General features: G+C 70.4%; 19 protein-coding genes and 2 tRNA genes. 8 read left to right on the forward strand and 13 right to left on the reverse strand.

Going from position 1 to position 19548, the window contains the following annotated elements:
* The first annotated feature begins 93 nt into the window (after window positions 1-93).
* The gene (locus tag ACFZAT_RS18020; protein WP_391265197.1) at window positions 94-1089 is read left to right on the forward strand and encodes a hypothetical protein; all 996 of its coding nucleotides are present in this window, start codon (window positions 94-96) and stop codon (window positions 1087-1089) included.
* 78 nt (window positions 1090-1167) lie between these two features.
* On the opposite strand, the gene clpX is transcribed toward ACFZAT_RS18020, so the two are convergent.
* The 5 genes from clpX to ACFZAT_RS18045 all read right to left on the reverse strand — a co-directional run bounded on the left by clpX (window position 1168) and on the right by ACFZAT_RS18045 (window position 5876).
* The gene (gene clpX / locus ACFZAT_RS18025) at window positions 1168-2466 is read right to left on the reverse strand and encodes an ATP-dependent Clp protease ATP-binding subunit ClpX (protein ID WP_018103185.1); all 1299 of its coding nucleotides are present in this window, start codon (window positions 2464-2466) and stop codon (window positions 1168-1170) included.
* A gap of 156 nt (window positions 2467-2622) precedes the next feature.
* Window positions 2623-3306 carry an ATP-dependent Clp protease proteolytic subunit gene (locus ACFZAT_RS18030; RefSeq protein WP_018518168.1) on the reverse strand — a complete coding sequence of 228 codons (684 nt, stop codon included), beginning with the start codon at window positions 3304-3306 and terminating at the stop codon, window positions 2623-2625.
* A gap of 78 nt (window positions 3307-3384) precedes the next feature.
* Window positions 3385-3990 carry an ATP-dependent Clp protease proteolytic subunit gene (locus tag ACFZAT_RS18035; protein ID WP_376235830.1) on the reverse strand — a complete coding sequence of 202 codons (606 nt, stop codon included), beginning with the start codon at window positions 3988-3990 and terminating at the stop codon, window positions 3385-3387.
* Window positions 3991-4256: 266 nt separating this feature from the next.
* Window positions 4257-5633: a trigger factor gene (gene tig, locus ACFZAT_RS18040; RefSeq protein ID WP_391265198.1), complete on the reverse strand. Its 1377-nt coding sequence runs from the start codon at window positions 5631-5633 to the stop codon at window positions 4257-4259.
* Between the two features lie 166 nt (window positions 5634-5799).
* A tRNA-Pro gene (locus ACFZAT_RS18045) sits at window positions 5800-5876 on the reverse strand.
* A gap of 143 nt (window positions 5877-6019) precedes the next feature.
* Between ACFZAT_RS18045 and ACFZAT_RS18050 the strand changes: the two genes are divergently transcribed.
* Window positions 6020-6093 (forward strand) — tRNA-Gly (locus ACFZAT_RS18050).
* 74 nt (window positions 6094-6167) lie between these two features.
* Here the strand turns inward: ACFZAT_RS18050 and ACFZAT_RS18055 are convergent.
* Entirely contained in the window at window positions 6168-6362 is a 195-nt protein-coding gene (locus tag ACFZAT_RS18055; protein WP_391265199.1) for a hypothetical protein, read from the reverse strand.
* Between the two features lie 455 nt (window positions 6363-6817).
* Here ACFZAT_RS18055 and ACFZAT_RS18060 point away from each other — a divergent pair, with 455 nt between their 5' ends.
* Complete coding sequence (locus ACFZAT_RS18060) at window positions 6818-7969, forward strand: acyltransferase family protein (RefSeq protein WP_391265200.1); 1152 nt, start codon at window positions 6818-6820, stop codon at window positions 7967-7969.
* Between the two features lie 95 nt (window positions 7970-8064).
* Here the strand turns inward: ACFZAT_RS18060 and ACFZAT_RS18065 are convergent, their stop codons facing one another.
* The gene (locus ACFZAT_RS18065; RefSeq protein ID WP_391265201.1) at window positions 8065-8550 is read right to left on the reverse strand and encodes an HD domain-containing protein; all 486 of its coding nucleotides are present in this window, start codon (window positions 8548-8550) and stop codon (window positions 8065-8067) included.
* 156 nt (window positions 8551-8706) lie between these two features.
* Here ACFZAT_RS18065 and ACFZAT_RS18070 point away from each other — a divergent pair, with 156 nt between their 5' ends.
* A complete protein-coding gene (locus tag ACFZAT_RS18070) occupies window positions 8707-9891 on the forward strand; it encodes a cation:proton antiporter (protein ID WP_391265306.1) in 1185 nt (394 codons plus the stop codon).
* A 2-nt stretch (window positions 9892-9893) separates the two neighbouring features.
* Here the strand turns inward: ACFZAT_RS18070 and ACFZAT_RS18075 are convergent, their stop codons facing one another.
* From ACFZAT_RS18075 to ACFZAT_RS18090, 4 genes are all read right to left on the reverse strand, one after another.
* Window positions 9894-11039 carry a SpoIIE family protein phosphatase gene (locus tag ACFZAT_RS18075; protein WP_391265202.1) on the reverse strand — a complete coding sequence of 382 codons (1146 nt, stop codon included), beginning with the start codon at window positions 11037-11039 and terminating at the stop codon, window positions 9894-9896.
* Between the two features lie 105 nt (window positions 11040-11144).
* Window positions 11145-11954, reverse strand: a complete 810-nt coding sequence (locus tag ACFZAT_RS18080) for a DNA-formamidopyrimidine glycosylase family protein (protein WP_391265203.1) — start codon at window positions 11952-11954, stop codon at window positions 11145-11147.
* Between the two features lie 74 nt (window positions 11955-12028).
* Window positions 12029-12517, reverse strand: coding sequence for a ribose-5-phosphate isomerase (locus ACFZAT_RS18085; RefSeq protein ID WP_391265204.1), 489 nt, complete (start codon window positions 12515-12517; stop codon window positions 12029-12031).
* A 129-nt stretch (window positions 12518-12646) separates the two neighbouring features.
* Window positions 12647-13240 (reverse strand): biotin transporter BioY, encoded by a 594-nt coding sequence (locus ACFZAT_RS18090; RefSeq protein ID WP_391265205.1) that lies wholly within the window; start codon window positions 13238-13240, stop codon window positions 12647-12649.
* A 387-nt stretch (window positions 13241-13627) separates the two neighbouring features.
* Here ACFZAT_RS18090 and ACFZAT_RS18095 point away from each other — a divergent pair, with 387 nt between their 5' ends.
* From ACFZAT_RS18095 to ACFZAT_RS18110, 4 genes are all read left to right on the forward strand, one after another.
* The gene (locus ACFZAT_RS18095) at window positions 13628-15040 is read left to right on the forward strand and encodes an amino acid permease (protein ID WP_391265206.1); all 1413 of its coding nucleotides are present in this window, start codon (window positions 13628-13630) and stop codon (window positions 15038-15040) included.
* 139 nt (window positions 15041-15179) lie between these two features.
* Window positions 15180-15821 (forward strand): Fe-Mn family superoxide dismutase, encoded by a 642-nt coding sequence (locus tag ACFZAT_RS18100; protein WP_391265207.1) that lies wholly within the window; start codon window positions 15180-15182, stop codon window positions 15819-15821.
* A 167-nt stretch (window positions 15822-15988) separates the two neighbouring features.
* On the forward strand, window positions 15989-16828 hold the full coding sequence (locus ACFZAT_RS18105) for an MOSC N-terminal beta barrel domain-containing protein (protein ID WP_391265208.1): 840 nt from the start codon (window positions 15989-15991) through the stop codon (window positions 16826-16828).
* An 89-nt stretch (window positions 16829-16917) separates the two neighbouring features.
* Entirely contained in the window at window positions 16918-17883 is a 966-nt protein-coding gene (locus ACFZAT_RS18110; protein WP_391265307.1) for an aldo/keto reductase, read from the forward strand.
* Here the strand turns inward: ACFZAT_RS18110 and ACFZAT_RS18115 are convergent.
* A complete protein-coding gene (locus ACFZAT_RS18115; protein WP_391265209.1) occupies window positions 17874-18770 on the reverse strand; it encodes a DUF4232 domain-containing protein in 897 nt (298 codons plus the stop codon). The two genes, ACFZAT_RS18110 and ACFZAT_RS18115, sit on opposite strands and share 10 nt — an antisense overlap.
* Before the next feature lie 116 nt (window positions 18771-18886).
* Window positions 18887-19537 carry a DsbA family protein gene (locus ACFZAT_RS18120; RefSeq protein ID WP_391265210.1) on the reverse strand — a complete coding sequence of 217 codons (651 nt, stop codon included), beginning with the start codon at window positions 19535-19537 and terminating at the stop codon, window positions 18887-18889.
* Window positions 19538-19548 lie beyond the last annotated feature (11 nt).

The raw sequence follows: 19548 nt of genomic DNA on the forward strand, positions 1-19548 counted from the left end.
TCCGTAACGGTGTGCCTCCCGGTGGTCCGCGCGCGCGAGCCTTCCGTCAGGATGTTCGCAACGCGTAAGTATCACGAACAGGGGACACCGCAGATGAGCTACAACCAGCCGGGTCCGTACGGTGGCCAGCCGCCGCAGGGCCAGCCCGGACCGTACGGCCAGCAGCCGGGCCCCTACGGCGGTCAGCCGCCGCAGGGCCAGCCCGGCTACGGCTACCCGCAGCAGGCCCCCCAGGGCGTCCCGCCCCAGCAGCAGCCCCAGCCGGGTTACGGCTACCCGCAGGCGCAGCAGCCCGGCCCGTACGGCCAGCAGCCGCCCACCCCGCCGTACGGCGGCCAGCCGGCCTACGGGCAGCAGCCGGGCTTCCCCCCGCCGGCCCCGCAGAAGAAGAAGACGGGCCTGATCGTGGCGGCGGCGGTCGTGGCGCTGGCGGTCGTCGCGGGCGGCGTCTACTACTTCACCTCGGGCGGCGGCAGCAGCTCCGTCGCGTCCTCCACCAAGGGCTACAAGCTGACGCCGCCGGAGTCGGTGGGCGAGTACAAGCAGGACAAGACCGACTCGGACAACAAGACCGGTCCGCTCACCGGCAAGGACAAGACCGAGACCGAGGCGATGGGCGTCAAGTCGCCCGTCGAGGCCAGCGCCGTCTACGGCAGCGGGGACATCGAGAAGAACCCGCTCACCGCGAAGATGCTCATGCTGAAGGGCGTCTGGGGTCAGGTCGACGACCCGGAGAAGACGCTGAACGCGGCCTTCGCGAGCGCCAAGGAGGAGATGAGCAAGGACCAGGGCGAGGACGACAGCGAGACCACCCTCGTCGGCTCTCCCGAGAGCGTCTCCCCCAAGGGCTTCGACGGCGCCCTGATGAAGTGCCAGGTCGTCAAGTCGGTCAACAAGAAGTCCGACGGCTCGGTGCAGCAGGGTCCGAAGGAGTTCAACACCCCCGTCTGCATCTGGACGGACTACAGCACCGTCGGCATCGTCTTCGCCGTCGACCTCGGCGCGGCCATGACCAACAAGAGCATGCCGATCGACGACGTGGCCGATCTGGCCGCCCAGCTCTACAACAGCTCCCGCACCAAGCTCTGACCGCGGCAGCACGAAGGGGCGCCCCGCCGGTTCCTCCGGCCGGGCGCCCCTTCGCGTACGTACGTTTACCGCACCGCGTTACGCGGACTTCTCGTGGCGGCCCTCGTCGCCCTTGCCGATCGTGCGCGGCTCGCGCGGGACCAGCGTCGGGTTGACGTTGTTGCGGACCACGTCGGCGGTGATGACCACGCGGGCGACGTCCTTGCGGGACGGGACCTCGTACATCACCGACTGGAGGACCTCTTCCATGATCGCGCGCAGGCCGCGCGCGCCGGTCTGGCGCAGGATCGCCTGGTCGGCGATGGCCTCCAGCGCCTCACGCTCGAAGTCCAGCTCCACGCCGTCGAGTTCGAACAGCCGCTGGTACTGCTTGACCAGGGCGTTGCGCGGCTCGATGAGGATCTGGAGCAGGGCCTCGCGGTCCAGGTTGTGGACCGAGGTCAGCACGGGGAGGCGGCCGATGAACTCCGGGATCATTCCGAACTTCACCAGGTCCTCCGGCATGACCTCCTGGAACTGGTCGCTGGCCTGGATCTCCCGCTTGGAGCGGATCGTGGCGCCGAAGCCGATGCCCTTGGCGCCGGCCCGGGACTCGATGATCTTCTCCAGGCCGGAGAACGCGCCGCCCACGATGAACAGCACGTTCGTCGTGTCGATCTGGATGAACTCCTGGTGCGGGTGCTTGCGGCCGCCCTGGGGCGGCACGGAGGCGGTGGTGCCCTCCAGGATCTTCAGCAGGGCCTGCTGGACGCCCTCGCCGGAGACGTCACGGGTGATCGACGGGTTCTCGCTCTTGCGGGCGACCTTGTCGATCTCGTCGATGTAGATGATCCCGGTCTCGGCCTTCTTGACGTCGTAGTCGGCGGCCTGGATCAGCTTCAGCAGGATGTTCTCGACGTCCTCGCCGACATAGCCGGCCTCCGTCAGCGCCGTCGCGTCCGCGATGGCGAACGGGACGTTGAGCATGCGGGCCAGCGTCTGCGCGAGCAGCGTCTTGCCGGAGCCCGTGGGGCCCAGCAGCAGGATGTTGGACTTGGCGAGCTCGATCGCGTCGTCGCGGCCCGCCCCGCCGCCGTTCTCGCCGGCCTGGACCCGCTTGTAGTGGTTGTACACAGCGACCGAGAGGGCCTTCTTCGCGGGCTCCTGCCCGACGACGTACCCCTCGAGGAACTCGTAGATCTCGCGGGGCTTGGGAAGCTCTTCCCAGCGGACCTCGCTCGTCTCGGCGAGCTCCTCCTCGATGATCTCGTTGCAGAGATCGATGCACTCGTCGCAGATGTACACACCGGGACCCGCGATGAGCTTCTTCACCTGCTTCTGGCTCTTTCCGCAGAACGAGCACTTGAGCAGATCGCCGCCATCACCGATGCGTGCCACGAGGTGCTTCCCCTTCGCCTGGGAGACGCCTGGTTCAGCGGCTCCTGTGCCTCTATCCGACGGTACCTTGCCTGGCCCCCCATTCGGGCCCCCCTTGGCACGGTTCACACGGCCGGAGCCGGGTGCCGCAACCGTGCCAAGGGGTTCGGGCGCAGGTCAGGCGAGCGCGCCGGCCGCGCTCTTGCGGGTCGACACGATCTGGTCGACAAGGCCGTAGGCCAGGGAGTCCTCGGCGGTGAGGATCTTGTCGCGCTCGATGTCGTCGCGGATCTTCTCGATCGGCGTGGTGGAGTGCTTGGCGAGCAGTTCCTCCAGCTGGGTCCGCATGCGCAGGATCTCGTTGGCCGCGATCTCCAGGTCGGAGAGCTGCTCACGGCCGGTCTGCGAGGACGGCTGGTGGATCAGCACCCGGGCGTTCGGCAGCGCCATGCGCTTGCCCGGGGTGCCGGCGGCGAGCAGGACCGCGGCGGCGGAGGCCGCCTGGCCCATGCAGACCGTCTGGATGTCCGGCTTCACGAACTGCATCGTGTCGTAGATCGCGGTGAGCGCGGTGAACGAGCCGCCGGGGCTGTTGATGTAGATGGAGATGTCCCGGTCCGGGTCCATCGACTCCAGGCACAGCAGCTGTGCCATGACGTCGTTGGCGGACGCGTCGTCGATCTGCACGCCGAGGAAGATCACGCGCTCCTCGAAGAGCTTCGCGTACGGGTCGTACTCGCGCACGCCCTGCGAGGTGCGCTCCACGAAGCGCGGGACGATGTAGCGGTTGTCCACCTGCGGGCCCGTGTAGAGGCCGCTCGCGGAGGCGCCGGGGAAGTTGTTCATGTGGGTGTTCACCATCCTGGTGGCGTTCTGTGGCTGGGTGTCTCGGCGTACGAGAGATGCGGTGCGGTACGGGCGCTGTCCGGGGGGTCCGGATCAGGCGCCGGTGCCGCCGCCGCCCGGAACGCCCGACGCGATCGAGATGATCTCGTCAATGAGGCCGTACTCCTTGGCCTCCTCCGCGGTGTACCAGCGGTCGCGGTCGCCGTCGCGGATGATCGTCTCCACGGTCTGGCCGGAGTGGCGGGCGGTGATCTCCGCCATGCGCTGCTTGGTGCGCAGCAGGTACTGGGCCTGGATCTTGATGTCCGAGGCCGTACCGCCGATGCCGGCCGATCCCTGGTGCATGAGGATGTCGGTGTTCGGGAGCGCGAAGCGCTTGCCGGCGGTGCCGCCGGTGAGCAGGAACTGGCCCATCGAGGCCGCCATGCCCATACCGATGGTGACGACGTCGTTCGGGATGTACTGCATGGTGTCGTAGACCGCCATGCCGGCCGTCACCGAACCGCCGGGGCTGTTGATGTAGAGGTAGATGTCCTTGTCCGGCTCGGCGGCAAGGAGGAGCAGCTGCGCGGTGATCTTGTTGGCGATCTCATCGTCCACCTGCTGGCCGAGGAAGATGATGCGCTCGCCGAGCAGCCGGCTGTAGACCTGGTCACCGAGGCCACCACCGAGGGACGGCTCTCCGGCGGCGTAGGGCATCAGATTCGTCACGTATCCACCTGCTCGTCTCTGACGGCTCCGGCCGTCTCAGCGTCTTCGTACCGGGTGGGCCGGGACTACCCGACCCTTCCTCTTCATGGACCCTAACGCGCAGGTGGAACAACGCCATCCCGCTTCCGCGACTGTTCGCTGGGAGCGCAAGGTCCGCAGCTGGCACAAGGGTTGTGGCGAAACGTCCGCCGGTACGACGACGGGCCCCGGACGCGGTGGCGTCCGGGGCCCGTCGTGCGGGGTCAGCGCGAGGCTCAGGCCTCGGTCTTCTCCTCGGAGTCGGCGGCGGCCTCGGTGGCCTCGGCCTCCGTGGTCTCCTCGTCGTCCTCCAGCTCGACGACCTCACCGTTGGTGTCCACGACCTTGGCGGCCTCGACCACGACGGCGAGCGCCTTGCCGCGGGCGACCTCGCCGACGAGCATCGGCACCTGGCCGCCCTCGACGACGGCCTGGGCGAACTGGTCCGGGCTCATGCCGGAGGAGGCCGCACGCCGCATGAGGTGCTCGGTGAGCTCCTCCTGGTTGACGTTCAGCTTCTCCTTGTTGACGAGCTCGTCCAGGATGAACTGGGTCTTGATGCCCTTGACGGCCTGCTCGGAGGTCTCGGCCTCGAACTCCTCGGCGGTCTTGCCCTGGATCTCCAGGTACTTGTCGAGGGTGAGCCCCATCTGGCCGAGCTGGTGGTGCTCCAGGTTGTGCTTGCGGGTCTGGACCTCGTCCGCGAGCAGCTTCTCCGGGATCGGGACCTCGGCGAGCTTCAGCAGCTCCTCCAGGACGCGCTCCTGGGCCTGGGTGGCCTGGTCGTACTGCTTGGTGTTCTCCAGGCGCTTGCGGCTGTCGGCCTTCAGCTCCTCCAGCGTGTCGAACTCGCTGGCCATCTGGGCGAAGTCGTCGTCCAGCTCGGGGAGCTCACGGGCGGCGACGGCGGTGACCTTGACGGTGACCTCGGCGTCCTTGCCCTCGGCGGAGCCGCCCTTCAGCTGCGAGGTGAAGGTGGCCTCGCCACCGGCCTCCAGGCCGGTCACGGCCTCGTCGATGCCGTCGAGGAGCTCGCCGGAACCGATGGTGTACGAGACACCGTCGGCCACGCCGTCCTCCAGGACCTCGCCGTCGACCTTGGCCTCCAGGTCGATCGTGACGACGTCGCCCTCGGCGGCGGCGCGCTCGACCGGGTTGGTGGAGGCGAAGCGGCCGCGCAGCTGCTCGACGGCCTTCTCGACGTCCTCGTCGGTGACCTCGACGGCGTCGACGGTGACCTCGATGCCGGAGTAGTCCGGGATCTCGATCTCGGGGCGCACGTCCACCTCGGCGGTGAAGGCCAGCAGCTCGCCGTCCTTCAGCTCCGTGATGTCGACCTCGGGCTGGCCGAGGACGTTCAGCTCACCCTCGTTGACGGCCTCGGTGTAGAACTTCGGGAGCGCGTCGTTGACGGCCTCCTCCAGCACAGCACCACGGCCGAACCGCTGGTCGATGACCCGGCTGGGGATCTTGCCCTTGCGGAACCCCTTCACCGTGACCTGCTGGTTGATCTTCTTGTACGCCGCGTCGAGGCTGTCCTTGAGCTCCTCGAAGGGCACCTCGATGCTGAGCCGAACCCGGGTCGGGTTCAGGGTCTCCACGGCGCTCTTCACGGTTCGGTCTCCTTGGTGGCTGACTTCTTGGGGTTCTGCTCCGCCGCACGGGGTGGCGGCTTCGCGGACCGAGCCCGGTACATCAGACACACGGGCACGCATTTTGCATAGTAACGGCAAGGGGGAGAACTCCCGCAACGCGATCTTGTCCGCGCGATCTTGCCGGTGGTCGGGGTGGCCGGATTCGAACCGACGACCTTCCGCTCCCAAAGCGGACGCGCTACCAAGCTGCGCCACACCCCGTCGGTGCGACACGTAGGGTACATGCAGTGAGGCACCGCGCCGGCCGCTTTCGACAGGGGTCGTCAAGGGGTGTGCGGGCAGTGTCCGTGACCCGCTACGATGCTTCTCGTGCCGCGGTCCGTGTGACCTGCGGTGCCGTGCATGCGGGCGTAGCTCAATGGTAGAGCCCTAGTCTTCCAAACTAGCTACGCGGGTTCGATTCCCGTCGCCCGCTCCAGCCGACGAAGGGCCCGGTCCGACGGACCGGGCCCTTCGCGTCGTGCCGGGCCCTTCGCGTCGTGTCCGGGCGGCTCAGAAGTTGATCTGGCCGACCGATTCGATGATCGAGTGCATGAAGCGGTTGATCGACGGTCCCATGCCCGTCGGCGCCAGGAAGAAGCCGAAGAGCGCCGCGACGATCGCGGGCCCCGCCTTTATGGAACCGCTCCGGATCATGACGACCAGGACGATCCCCAACAGAAGCACCACAGACAGCGAAATGGCCACGACTGCTCACACCCTCGGTCGGTCCGCCTTGCCGGCCCGGAGATGTGCGGCCCTGCACCCTCCGTCGCCCCCATCGTGCCACCAACTCCCGCCGCGGTGTTGCCGGGTGACGTATCGACCTGTCGATATCGCGCCATCCTGCGCCCCTTGCGCCCCCCGTGCGCCCGGCCGGGCGGTCCGGACTCCGGGCCGGTCCCGGCCGGCGGGACCCCGCGATCTCCGGGAATGTGCGACGGTGATCGTTTCTGTATCCACACACTTCATTCACAGGCGAATTCGACGCGGAAAGCGAGGTAATTCACTTCGGTCAACTGCCTGACAGATTGCCCCATTTGATCAGGATTAAACAGGTCATAGCGGACACATTTCGCTGGTTTGCCATTTGATATGCAGGGAAGACGCGCTATTCAACGGCGGTTTTACGGATGGCAATCGACACGTCTAGGGTGCCTGAGATGTTCCACGCTCCGAACGCAATGCAGAGGGCCACACTCCCCCCGGCGACCGAGGAGGCGGAGCCCAGACGCGCTGCGCCGACGGCGACCCGGGAGGTCCCCTCACCGGCAGCGGAGCGGCCCGCTCCGAGCGGCGGGGCCAAGCAGCGTGACGCCTTCTTCGACAACGCCAAGTACCTCGCCATCGTGCTCGTCGCGGTGGCGCACTCCTGGGTGCCGGTCATGGACGGGAGCCGGACCGCGCGGGCGCTGTACATGGTGGTCTACACGTTCCACATGCCCGCTTTCATCCTCATCTCGGGCTATTTCTCACGGTCGTTCGACCTGAGCCCGAAGAAGGTGAAGCGGCTCGTCACCGGTGTCGCCGTGCCGTACGTGGTGTTCGAGACGGCGTACTCGCTGTTCCGGCGGTACGCGAACGACCAGCCGGACGCGGCCGTCAGCCTGCTGGAGCCCTGGTACCTGACCTGGTTCCTGGCCGCCCTGTTCATCTGGCGGCTCACCACCCCGATCTGGCGCAACCTCCGCCACCCGATGGCCGTTTCGCTCGTGATCGCCGTCCTCGCCTCGCTCGCGCCCAGCATCGGGGACGACCTCGACCTGCCGCGCGTCCTGCAGTTCCTGCCGTTCTTCGTGCTCGGACTCCAGCTGAAGCCGGAGCACTTCGAGCTGGTCCGCCGCCGTGAGGCCCGGCTGCTCGCGCTGCCCCTCTTCGCGGGCGCGCTGGTCTTCGCGTACTGGGCGGCGCCCCGGATGCAGCTGGGCTGGTTCCTGCGGGACTCCAGCGCCCAGGACATGGGGGCGCCGTGGTGGTCGGGCGCGGTGATGACCCTGGCGATGTTCGGCTGCGCGGTACTGCTGACCGCCGGGTTCCTCGCGCTGGTCCCGCGCCGGCACATGTGGTTCACGGTGCTCGGCGCCGGCACCATCTGCGGCTACCTGCTGCACGGCTTCCTGGTGAAGGGCGCCGACTACGCGGGGATCTTCGACGACCACGACTGGCTGGTCGGTCCGGCGGGCCTGGTGATCGTGACCGTGGTCGCCTCCACGGCCGTCACCCTGCTGTGCACGCCGCCCGTGCGGCGCGTCCTGCGCTGCGTGACCGAGCCGGACATGAACTGGGCGTTCCGCCGGGACTCCGCCAGGATCTGACCGCACCGCGCACCTCCCGAAGCCCGGCCCCGGCGGCCGGGCTTCGTCGTGTCATGGAGCGGTGCCGACGGACGGCGTCGGCGGGCGGTGTTGGCTCAATCCCGACGCTCCGGGGGCGTGTTCGGTGTGGTGAGCCCCAGCAGCTCCCGTGCCCGCGCATACTTCGCGGTCAGCCGGGTACGGGTGGCCGGCTCCAGCACCGCGAGGCGGGCCGGGTCGGCGTTGTGGGCGAGGTCGGCCTCCTTGACCAGCAGGGCGCCGGGGGTGGCCAGGATGCGCCGGGTGTACGCCTCCGGCCCTTCGCCCGCCCGCTTGGTGACGGCGAGCACCATGTCCTTGACCGCCTGCGGCAGCGCGGCACCGGCCAGCCACTCGGCCGACAGCGCGTCGTCCTCCACGGCGTCGTGCAGCCAGGCCGCGGCGATCTGCTCGTCACTGCCACCCCTGCTCCGTACGCCCTCCGCCACGGCCGCGAGGTGTTCCACGTACGGGCGGCCGGCCTTGTCCCGCTGGGCGGCGTGAACCTCGCGGGCCAGGGCCTCGACCTCGGCGAGGGTCAGGTGAGCGTGTGATGCGTTCATGGCGAGGACCCTAGGGGGTGCCCGGCGGACCCCCGCTCCCCGGTCCGGAGAATTGCAAGGTCAATCGTTCGGTAAACTAACCGATAACCATTCCTTGACGATCTCTTGACTTTTCGAAAGGCCGGGCTCATCGGACACGCAGACACGCTCATCGCCATGGGCGGCGCCTTCCTCGCCGCCGCGGTTCTCGCCCGCGCGGGGCGCCGCATCGGACTGCCCACGATCCCCCTGTTCATCCTGGCCGGAATCCTCCTCGGCCCGCACACCCCCGGCATCGTCCTCGTCGCCGACCCGCACGACCTGGAGATGCTCTCCGCGCTCGGCCTGGTGCTGCTCCTCTTCTACCTGGGCCTGGAATTCCATCTGGACGACCTCAAGGCGGGCGGCCGGAAGATGGCGGTCGCCGGGGGCACCTATCTCGCCCTGAACGTCGGCGCCGGGCTCGGCTTCGGCTTCGCCCTCGGCTGGGGCACCTCCGAGGCGCTGGTGCTCGCCGGGGTGCTCGGGATCTCCTCGTCGGCCATCGTCACCAAGGTGCTGGTGGACCTGGGCCGGATCGGCAATCCGGAGACCCGGCCCGTCCTCGGCATCATCGTCGTGGAGGACGTCTTCCTCGCCCTGTATCTGGCGGCCCTCCAGCCCATCCTCTCCGGCGCCGACAGTCTCGCCGCGGCGGTGACCGACGGCGGCAAGGCGTTCGGCTTCCTGCTGCTCCTGGCCCTGGCCGCCCGCTTCGGCACCCGCGTCGTCGGCAAGCTGATCCGGACCAAGGACGACGAGCTGCTGGTGATCTCGTTCCTCGGCGCCGCCGTCCTGGTGGCCGGGATCTCGGAGTGGTTCGGCGTCGCGGACGCGATCGGCGCCTTCATGGTCGGGCTGATGCTCGGCAGTACGTCGTCGGGCGAGCGCATCCTCAAGCTGGTGCACCCGCTGCGCGACGCGTTCGGCGCGATCTTCTTCTTCGCCTTCGGGCTCTCCATCGACCCGGGCGACCTGCCGGTCGTGCTCTGGCCGGTGCTGGCCGCCGTCGCGGTCACCCTCGCGATGAACGTGTGCGCCGGGATCGCCGCCGCCCGGGTCTACGGTTTCGGCCCGCAGGCCACCGCCAACATCTCCACCACCCTGGTGGCGCGGGGGGAGTTCGCCCTGATCCTCGCCACGATGGCGGCGGGCGCCGGTCTCGACGAACGGCTCTCCCCGTTCATCGCGGGCTACGTGCTGGTCCTCGCGGTCCTCGCGCCGCTGGCGGCCGGGCGCTCGCACTGGCTGGCCCGCTTCCTGCCGGGCAGGCCGGAGCAGGCGCTCCCCGAACCGGTCGGGGCCGGCTCAGGACTTGCGTGAGTTCAGGACTTCCGTGACAGGAGCAGCAGGGCCCGGTCGTCGTTGACGTCCTTCGCGCACGCCTCGATCAGATGCCAGGCCGCGCCCTCGAAGCCGGTGCTGACATAGCGGTCGGCCTCGCCCGTGAGCCGGTCGATGCCCTCCGCGATGTCCCGGTCGGACGCCTCCACCAGTCCGTCGGTGAACAGCATCAGCACGTCACCGGGGGCGAGATGGCCCTTGACCGGGTCGAACTCGGCGCCGTCGTACACCCCGAGCAGGGGGCCCTCCGCCGCCTTCTCCTCCCACTGGCCGCTGCCGGCGTGGAGCTGGAGGGCCGGCGGGTGGCCCGCCGAGAGGAGTTCGTAGTCGCCGGTCTCCAGGTCGAGGACCAGGTGGATCGAGGTGGCGAAGCCCTCGTCCCAGTCCTGGCGCAGCAGATAGCCGTTGGCGGCGGGCAGGAAGCCGTGCGGGGGCAGTGAGCCGAGGAGCCCGCCGAAGGCGCCGGACAGCAGCAGGGCGCGGGAGCCGGCGTCCATGCCCTTGCCGGAGACGTCGGTCAGGACGGCTTCCAGGGTGCGGCCGCCGTGGGTGCGGGCCGCGACGACGAAGTCTCCGGAGAAGGACTGCCCGCCCGCCGGGCGCAGCGCCATCTCGCGGTGCCAGCCCTGCGGGAGGCGGGGCAGCGAGCTCTGGACGCGGATGCGTTCGCGCAGGTCGAAGAGCATGGTGCCGCCGCGCCGCCAGGGCACCCCGACCCGGGCGCGGAACTGGGCGAGGATCAGCCCGAGGAACCCGCAGGCGGCGACCGTGAGCACGGTGCCGGGGGTGACCCCGGCGGGGCCGTCCTGGTAGGGGCCGAGCCGCATCGACTCCACGATGAGGGCGACGGCGACCCCGGCGTACAGGCCGAGGAGGCTGGCGGGGCGCAGCAGCAGGCCGCCCGCGACGATCGGCAGGACGAGCATGGTGGGGGCGCACCAGACCGGGTCGACCAGGGTGAGGCAGGTGATGACCGGGATGACCAGGAAGAGGCCGGCCAGGGCGATCCAGTCGGAGCCGTCGCCGCGGAAGTAGTCGACCCCGGACCGGCGCAGCGAGGTGTAGACCCGGTGCGCCGATTTCCGCCATCGGGCCGGGTACGTCTCTGCTCCTGCGCGTCGGGCCATTGCGGGGACCTTATCCACCCGACGGCCTCCGGTGCAGGGGGACCCCGTGACAATGTGTTCGAAATCGGTGCGCGTGGTGCTGTACTGATGGGTAAGGCGTGCGGATTACGCGGACTGGCAGCCGGGGCACCAGAAGAGGTTGCGGGCGGCCAGGTCGGCGGTGCGGATCTCGGTGCCGCAGATGTGGCAGCCCTGGCGGGCACGCCGGTAGACGTAGACCTCACCGCCGTGGTCGTCGACGCGGGGCGGGCGGCCCATCGCCTCGGGCAGGTGCTCGGGGCGGACGGTGTCGATCCGGTTGTTCCGTACGCCCTCGCGCATCAGCGCGCGCAGGTCCGCCCAGACCGCGTCCCACTCGCGCCGGGTGAGGTCCCTGCCCGCCCGGTACGGGTCGATGCCGTGCCGGAACAGCACCTCGGCGCGGTAGACGTTGCCGACGCCCGCGATGACCTTCTGGTCCATCAGCAGGGCGGCGACGGTGATCCGGCTGCGCGAGATCCGCTGCCAGGCGCGTTCGCCGTCCTCGCCGTCGCGCAGCGGGTCGGGGCCGAGGCGGTCGTGTATCGCGCGCTTCTCGGCGTCCGTGATCAGGGCGCAGGCGGTCGGGCCGCGCAGGTCCGCGTGGTGCGCCTCGTTGACCAGGCGCAGCCGGACGGTGTCGGTGGGCGGCGGGGCCGGCACCGTACCGAAGCCCAGCTTGCCGAAGAGGCCGAGGTGGATGTGGATCCAGCCGGTGTCGCCGAAGCCGAGGAAGAGGTGCTTGCCGTGGGCGTCGGCCGTGTCCAGGATGTGGCCGTCGAGCAGGGCGGCGCTGTCGGAGAACTTGCCCTGCGGGCTGCTCACCCGCGCCGGCCGGCCGGCGAAGCGCTCGCGGTGGTCGTCGGCGAGGCGGTGGATCGTGTGTCCCTCGGGCACGGTGGCGGGTCTCCTGGGTGGTGCGGGTCCGGACATGGCTGTGCCGCCGGAAGGACCGGCGGCACAGGAAGCGGTCAGCCCTGCTGCGGGTGGTGGGCCGGGATCGGGGGGAGCTCGCCGGTGTTCTCGTACGCCGTGAGCATGTCGATGCGGCGGGTGTGCCGCTCCTCGCCGGAGTACGGGGTGGAGAGGAAGATCTCCACGAACTTGGTGGACTCCTCGGCCGTGTGCATCCGGCCGCCGATGGAGATCACGTTGGCGTTGTTGTGCTCGCGGCCGAGCGCTGCGGTCTGCTCGCTCCAGGCCAGCGCGGCGCGGACGCCCTTCACCTTGTTGGCGGCGATCTGCTCGCCGTTGCCGGAGCCGCCGATCACGATGCCGAGGCTGTCCGGGTCGGCGGCCGTCTTCTCGGCGGCGCGGAGGCAGAACGGCGGGTAGTCGTCCTGGGCGTCGTAGATGTGGGGACCGCAGTCGACGGCCTCGTGGCCCTGGGCCTTGAGCCACTCGACGAGGTGGTTCTTGAGTTCGTAACCGGCATGGTCGGATCCGAGGTACACGCGCATGGGAGGAGTGTGGCACGTGCGGCACCCGGACGCGGAGGAAGGGGTGCGGTGTGCCCGGTGGCGGGCAGACGCGCGGAGGCCCGCCGTCCGCGGTGCGGTCGGCGGGCCTCCTGAAGAGGTGTCGCGGTGTCAGCCCCGGCGGCCCAGGAGCTTCCAGGAGGCGGGCAGCGCGCCCATGGCCAGCGCGGCCTTCAGCGCGTCGCCGAGCAGGAAGTGCGTCAGGCCCGCGGCGACGGCCGCGCTCGCCGACATGCCGGTGGACAGTGCCAGGTACGGCACGCCGACCGCGTAGATGATCGCCGAGCCGAGGACCATGGTCCCGGCCGTGCGCAGCACCGAGCGGTCGCCGCCGCGCCGGGCCAGGCCGCCGACGACGGTGGCGGCGAGGAGCATGCCGAGGACGTAGCCGAAGGAGGCGCCGCCCGCGCCGGAGCTGCCGGCCGAGAACCACGGCATGCCCGCCATGCCGACGAGGGCGTACACGGCGAGGGAGAGGAAGCCGCGGCGGGCGCCGAGCGCGGTGCCGACGAGGAGGGCCGCGAAGGTCTGGCCGGTGACCGGGACCGGGGAGCCCGGGACCGGCACGGCGATCTGGGCGGCTATGCCGGTGAGCGCGGCGCCGCCGAGCACCAGGGCGGTGTCCACGGCGTAGCGGTGCCGGGCGGCGGGGAGCAGGTCGGCGAGGACCGCTCCGGTGCGGGCGGGGGCGGCAGCAGTGCTCATCGGGACTCCGCGGGGGTGAGGGTGGAGAGGGACTGACCGTGACGCTATCCGACCGGGCCGTGCCCGATCACCGTCAGCGGCCCACAAAGCGGTGATCGGGGCGTTGGTGGGGTTCACACAAGGAAGGTGGCGCAATCATCGCGGAGCGTGATGCTTGTCACGGAGGTGAGCGCGGATGCGTCGGGGGCCGGCCGGGAAGGCGCGCGGGAGCGGGACTGTGAACTCCCTCTAAAAGCGCGGTACGTGACGGTGACCCACCGTCCGCCGCCGCGTGCGCGCCCGGTGTGGAGGCGGTGACCGTATAGCGGACGGTGGTTACCGGCGAGCGGATCACGTGTCCAGACTGGGCGGACGTCCCCCGTCTCACCGACCGAACAGAGCCCGTCCATGTCCCGGACCTCCGCGCCCTCCCCCACCGGCTCCCCGGCCACCGCGCCGGACACCGGCCCCGAATCGTCCCTGTCGCACGGCCTGAAGCAGCGCCACCTCTCGATGATCGCCCTGGGCGGTGTCATCGGCGCCGGGCTCTTCGTCGGCTCCGGCGCGGGCATCGCGGCGGCGGGCCCGTCGATCGTCATCGCGTACGCCGTGTCGGGGCTGCTGGTGATGCTCGTGATGCGGATGCTCGGCGAGATGTCCGCGGCCAACCCGGCCTCCGGCTCCTTCTCGGTGCACGCCGAGCGGGCGATCGGACCGTGGGCGGGCTTCACGGCGGGCTGGGCGTTCTGGGTGCTGCTGTGCACGGCCGTGGGCCTGGAGGGGATCGGCGCGGCCAAGATCGTGACGGGCTGGCTGCCGGGGACCCCGGAGTGGGCCTGGGTGGCGCTGTTCATGGTGGTGTTCCTGGGCACGAACCTGGCCTCGGTGACGAAGTTCGGCGAGTTCGAGTTCTGGTTCGCCGCGCTCAAGGTCACCGCGATCACGCTGTTCCTGGCCCTCGGCGTGCTGGCGGCCCTGGGCGTCCTGCCGGGCACGGACGCGCCGGGCACCGCCAACCTCAGCGGTGAGGGCGGTTTCCTGCCGAACGGCCCGGACGGCCTGGTGATCGGGCTGCTCGCCTCCGTCTTCGCGTACGGCGGTCTGGAGACGGTCACCATCGCCGCCGCGGAGTCCGAGGACCCGGTGCGGGGCGTCGCGAAGGCGGTGCGGACGGCGATGTGGCGGATCGCGCTGTTCTACGTGGGCTCGATGGCGGTCGTCGTCACGCTGGTGCCCTGGGACGACCCGAAGGTCGTCGAGGTGGGGCCGTTCTACGCGGCGCTCGACCACCTCGGCATCGGTCAGGCGGCGCAGATCATGAACGTCGTCATCCTGGTCGCCCTGCTCTCCGCGATGAACGCCAACATCTACGGCGCCTCGCGCATGGCCTGTTCACTGGTGGCGCGCGGGCAGGGCCCGAAGCGGCTGGGCCGGGTCTCCGGCGGGGTGCCGCGCACGGCGGTCCTGGTCTCGTCCGTCTTCGGCTTCCTCTGCGTGCTGCTGAGCTACTGGCGGCCGGACGACGTCTTCCCCTGGCTGCTGAACATGACCGGTGCGGTGATCCTCGTCGTCTGGATCTTCATCGCCGTCTCCCAGCTGATCCTGCGCGCCCGCCTGGAGCGGGAGGCGCCCGAGAAGCTGGTGGTGCGGATGTGGCTGTTCCCGGGGCTGACGGTGGTGGCGCTCCTCGCCATGGCCGGCATCTTCGTGCTGATGCTCCGCCAGCCCTCGACCCGCGACCAGCTCCTGGCGTCGGGCGCGCTGACGGTGGTCCTGGCGGCCATCGGGGCCGTACGCCGGCGCAGGCGCGCCGGAGTCTGAGCCGTAACCCCGTAAAACCGTACGAAACACCGGGTCCTAAGCCGAAGGGCTGACCCGGTGTTTCGCGTTGCTGCTGTTAGCCTGCTGTTGCATAGAGGTCGCAATAACAACTTGTCAGCAGTTGGAGGGTTCGAAACCAATGGCCACGTACACGCTCCCGGAACTCCCGTACGACTACGCCGCGCTCGAACCGGTCATCAATCCGCAGATCATCGAGCTCCACCACGACAAGCACCACGCCGCGTACGTGAAGGGCGCCAACGAGACCCTGGAGCAGTTGGAGGAAGCGCGGGACAAGGAGGCGTGGGGAGCGATCAACGGTCTCCAGAAGAACCTCGCCTTCCACCTGTCCGGCCACATCCTGCACTCGATCTACTGGCACAACATGACCGGTGACGGCGGCGGCGAGCCGCTGGCCGCGGACGGTGTCGGCGACCTCGCGGACGCGATCACCGAGTCCTTCGGCTCCTTCGCCGGCTTCAAGTCCCAGCTGACGAAGGCCGCGGCCACCACCCAGGGCTCCGGCTGGGGCGTCCTCGCGTACGAGCCGGTCAGCGGCAAGCTGATCGTCGAGCAGGTCTACGACCACCAGGGCAACGTGGGCCAGGGCTCCACGCCGGTCCTGGTCTTCGACGCCTGGGAGCACGCCTTCTACCTCCAGTACAAGAACCAGAAGGTCGACTTCATCGAGGCCATGTGGGCCGTCGTCAACTGGCAGGACGTGGCCAAGCGCTACGCCGCCGCCAAGGAGCGCGCGGACGTGCTGCTGCTCGCCCCCTGAGCCGAGGTCCCGCGCGCGGGACACACCGGACGTCCTGCCTCGTGATCGTCTTCTCACCCTTCACCTGGCAGGCGGATGAAGGGGAGGCCCCCGCCTGGACGTGACAGGCGGGGGCCTCTCCGTGGTCCGGCCGCGGCTGCCATGATGTCCGGCATGAGGAGCACGTCATGACGATCACCGTCCACGAGCTGGTGTACTACCCGGTCAAGGGCTGCGCCGGGACCCGGGTCGACTCCGCGCGGGTCGCCGTCACCGGCCTGGAGCACGACCGCACGTTCATGGTGGTCGACGCGGCCGACGGCGCGTTCCGCAGCCAGCGCACCCACCCCGCGATGGCGGCGGTCGGGGTCCGGGTCCTCGACGCCGGGGCGGCCCTCGACCTGTCCGCCGAGGCGGTCGGGCCGCTGCGCCTGGAGGTGGCGCCGGACGGGCCGCGTCGCGAGGTCAGCATGTTCGGCCGGGACCTCGGCGAAGCCGTCGACCAGGGCGAGGAGGCCGCGCAGTGGTTCTCCGACGCGCTCGGGGCCGCGTGCCGGCTGGTCCGGGTGGTCCCCGGCTTCGACCGCGACGGCTGGGGGGAGACCCCCGGCAAGGTCAACTTCGGTGACGCGCACGCGGTCCTGGTCACCTCGACCGCCTCGCTGGCCGGTCTGAACGCCCGCATCGCGGACCGGGGCGACGCCGCGCCCGTGCCCATGGACCGCTTCCGGGCCAACATCGTGCTGACCGGTGACGACGAGCCGCACTTCGAGGACCGGGTGGCGCGGATGACCGTGGGCACCGCCGAACTCGCCCACTCGGTCAAGGCGATCCGGTGCAACGTCCCGCTCATCGACCAGCGCACCGGGCGCCGTGCGGGGCCCGAGCCGGTGCGCACCCTGGCCACGTACCGCAGGGAGCCGGAGTTCGGCAACAAGCTCAGCTTCGGCGCGAAGAACGCGGTGGTCCGCGAGGGCGTGGTGCGCGTCGGAGACCCGGTCTCCGTCCACAGCCCGGTGGGCGGCTGAACACCCGTAAAACCAGCTGACCCGGCGGGTCGACTCCCCTATCGTCGTGCTGATTTGCCCGGAACGGGACGACGACGTGGAGGATGACTGTGCGCTACCGCGAGCTGGGACGCAGCGGACTTTCGGTGTCCGAGATCGGCTACGGGGCCTGGGGCATCGGGGAGTCCAGCTGGGTGGGGGCGACGCGGGACGAGTCGCTGCGGGCCCTGCACCGCGCCGTCGACCTCGGGGTCAACCTCATCGACACCGCGCGCGGCTACGGCGAGAGCGAGCGCATCGTCGGGCAGCTGGTCCGCGAACGGGCCGGTGACGAGGTGCTGGTGGCGACCAAGGTGCCGCCGAAGAACGGGGTGTGGCCGGCGGCGGACGGCCTGGACCCGGCGGAGACGTTCCCCGGCGAGCACATCCGCGACAGCCTGGAGACCAGCCTCGCCGCGTCCGGCCTGGACCACTTCGACGTGCTCCAGTTCCATGTCTGGAACGACGAGTGGCTGGGGCGCGGGGACTGGCTGGAGACGGTCGCGGCGCTGAAGCAGGAGGGCAAGATCCGCCTGTTCGGCGTCTCCGTCAACGACCACTCCCCGCAGAGCGCGGTCGCGCTCGTGCGCAGCGGGCTCGTGGACAGTGTGCAGGTCATCTACAACGTGTTCGACCAGGCCCCCGCCGACGAGCTGTTCCCGGCCTGCGCGGAGCACGGGGTCGGAGTCGTCGTCCGGGTCGCGCTGGACGAGGGCGGGCTGACCGGCCGGATCACCGCGGACACGACGTTCCCCGAGGGCGACTTCCGCAACCGCTACTTCAAGGGTGACCGCCCGGCCCGGGTCGAGCGGCGCGTCGCGGCGATCGTGGCGGACCTCGGCATCGAGCCGGACGCGATCGCGGAGCACGCGCTGCGGTTCGTCCTGAGCCACCCGGCGGTCTCCACGGTGATCCCGGGGATGCGCAGCGTCCGGAACGTGGAGCGCAACACCGCGCTGAGCGACGGACAGCCCCTCACCGCAGAGCAGTTGGCGGTGCTGGCCAAGCACAGCTGGCCGCGCAACTTCTACTCCTGAGGGGCGCCCTCGCCCGCCGGGGCCTTCGTCCACGGGCCTACGCCGAGCCGGCCCGTGGTGCCGAGGTCCAGTTCCGGGGTGACCGTCACGGGCGCGGCGCCGGGCTTCGCGGTGACCTCGGCGTAGGGCGCGTCGACCGGGTCGCCGTCCGTGGTGGTGTTGCGCCAGGCGAGGTTGGCGTACGCGCTCTCGCCGGGGCGCAGCGTGACGGGGCGGGGTTCGGCGTCGCCGCCAATGCCGGTGGAGATCGCGGTGGTGCCGCGCAGGATCCTGACCCCGCTGACCGGCTTGCGGTCCTCGCCGAGGAGCCGGAGCGCCGGATAGCCGTTCAGCTCGTAGTCGGCGGTGGAGCAGTTGGTGAGGTGGATGCCCACGACGCGCAGCCCCATCGCGGCGTCGCCCCGGTCGTTGGTGATGCGGACCCCGGAGGACGGGCAGGCGCCATCCCCGGTCGGGGCCCCGTCGGCCGGGACGGCCCGCACCTTCATGATCCGGGCCCGGTACGAGCGGGCCGAGCCCGGTCCGTCCGCCGCGTCCAGGGGCCGCCGCACGGTCTGGCCGGGCTCGACCGCCTCGACGGTGCGCGTGATCGTGTCCATGGCCTCGCCGAAGCCGTTGACCAGGCTGAACGTGACGGTGAAGGTGAGCGGTTCCTGGTCCGTGTTGGTGACCTCGAACCCGGTGGACGGGGCGCCGGACGGACCACACTTGCCGCTGATCACCCGGACGTCGTCCCAGGTGCGCCCGGCGGGGTCGGGGAGCGGCGCGAGGGAGGCGCAGGTCGCTCCGGGCGAGGCGGCGGTCCCGGCGGTCTCCTTCCCGCATCCGCTGAGCAGCGCGGTGCTCGCGAGGGCGGCACACAGGACGAGGGCGGTGGCGGGGCGCATCCTCCCAGAAGATCAAAGAGCGCCCGGGGCGGGCTGTGCGCCAGGTCACATATCGCGTCACGGTGGCGTCACAGCCTTCGGCGGGGACCGGCCTGGACCGTTCCCCGCCGAGGGGGTCAGTCGAAGACCGGGCCCTGGGTGCGGGTGCGCTTGATCTCGTAGAAGCCGGGGATCGAGGCGACCATCAGGGTGCCGTCCCAGAGCTTCGCGGCCTCCTCGCCCTTGGGGGCCGGGGTGACGACCGGGCCGAAGAAGGCGATCTGTTCGCCGTCGGCGCCGGGGACGGCGATGACCGGGGTGCCGACCTCCTGGCCCACCTTCTCGATGCCCTCCTTGTGGGAGGCGCGCAGTTCGGTGTCGTAGGTGTCGGAGTCCGCGTGGCCGGCGAGCTCGACGGGGAGGCCGACGTCCTTGAGGGCGTTCTCGACGGCCTCGCGGGTCGGGCCCTCGCCGCGATTGTGGAAGCGGGTGCCGAGCGCGGTGTAGAGCGGGCCGACGACCTCGTCGCCGTGCAGTTGCTGGGCGGCGACCACGACGCGGACCGGGCCCCACGCCTTGTTCTCCAGCATGTCGCGGTACTCGGCGGGCAGCTCGTCGAGCCGGTCCTCGTTGAGTACGGCCAGGCTCATGACGTGCCAGCGGACCTCGACGTCGCGGACCTTCTCCACCTCCAGCATCCAGCGGGAGGTCATCCAGGCCCAGGGGCAGAGCGGGTCGAACCAGAAGTCGACGGGGGTCCTGCCGGTCGCCGTGCTGTTGTCTGACATCTCTCTCCTCG

Origin of the sequence: Streptomyces sp. NPDC008163 (genome assembly GCF_042956885.1) — a bacterium.
GTDB lineage: Bacteria > Actinomycetota > Actinomycetes > Streptomycetales > Streptomycetaceae > Streptomyces > Streptomyces drozdowiczii_A.